At 30.7% G+C, this 1,401-nt stretch carries 1 protein-coding gene; it reads right to left on the bottom strand.

What is annotated here, in order from left to right:
• Positions 1–281: 281 nt before the first annotated feature.
• Positions 282–1,401 (bottom strand): S16 family serine protease (locus ACTG3S_RS08270; RefSeq protein ID WP_439128883.1); only part of this gene is annotated, 1,120 nt, incomplete at its 5' end.

Here is a 1,401-nt window from a genome sequence, read left to right as displayed (position 1 = left end):
CAATGCAGAAAAAGTTGCAAAAGATGGTTATAATGGAATGTTAAATGGAACTTTAGATGTTATTTCTGGAGTAACACTATCTCAAAAAATACTTTTAAAAGCCATACCATTTACACCAAAAAGTGTATTATTAAAACAGGTAAAAAAAATGCAAGATCCAAAAGAAAGTTAGAGTAAAAAACGTATTTGCAAAACAAAACAATTAAAACTATTATAAATATAGTATCATTTTAAACATCAAAAAAAAGCCTCCAAACTTTAATAATTAGGAGGCTTTTTAATTAGTCTAATTTTTTAGCATTGTCTACCTTTTGTTTGGTCAGTGCTATTTCTATCACTTGTTTCATATCTGTAACATAATGAAAAGTTAAGCCTTTTAAATAGCTTTCCTTTATTTCTAAAATATCTTTTCTATTATCATCACACAAAATTATTTCTTTAATATTGGCTCTTTTAGCGGCTAATATTTTTTCTTTAATTCCACCAACAGGCAACACTTTTCCACGCAATGTAATTTCGCCAGTCATGGCTAATTTACTTTTTACTTTGCGCTGTGTATAAGTAGATACTAAAGAAGTTAACATAGTTATACCTGCACTTGGGCCATCTTTTGGTGTAGCACCTTCTGGCACATGAATATGCACATTGTATTTTTCTATAATTTCTGGTTTTATACCAAATTCTTCTGCATTTGATTTTATGTACTGCAAAGCTATGGTTGCAGATTCTTTCATCACATTACCTAAATTACCTGTTATAGAAAGGTTTCCTTTGCCTTTAGATAATATAGATTCTATAAATAAAATATCTCCACCAACTCTTGTCCAAGCTAAACCTGTAACCACCCCAGCAACACCATTATTTTCGTATTTACCTTTATTTCTAGGTGTTCCTAATATGCTTTCTACATCTTCTTTAGTTAGATTGATGTTATATTCTTCTTCCATAGCAATAGATTTTGCTGCAAAACGCACCACTTTTGCTACTTGTTTTTCTAAGCCTCTAACACCAGATTCTCTTGTATATCCTTCTACAATAGTTTCTATTTGTTTTTTACCTAATTTTAAATGTTTCGTGTTTAAACCATGTTCTTTTAATTGTTTAGGCAATAAATGTCTTTTGGCAATTTCTACTTTTTCTTCTATGGTATAACCAGTAACATTTATAATTTCCATTCGATCGCGCAGAGCCCAAGGAATTTGCCCTAAATTATTTGCTGTGGCAATAAAAAGTACTTTTGATAAATCGTAACCAACTTCTAAATAATTGTCATAAAAAGCAGTATTTTGCTCTGGATCTAGTACCTCTAACATTGCAGAAGAAGGATCTCCTTGATGACTTTGACCCAATTTATCGATTTCATCCAACACAAAAACAGGATTCGAACTTTCTGCCTTTTTT

This window comes from Polaribacter sp. (genome assembly GCF_965656025.1).
In the GTDB taxonomy this organism is placed as follows: Bacteria; Bacteroidota; Bacteroidia; order Flavobacteriales; family Flavobacteriaceae; genus Polaribacter.
This window is presented reverse-complemented; position numbering and strand designations above follow the sequence as displayed.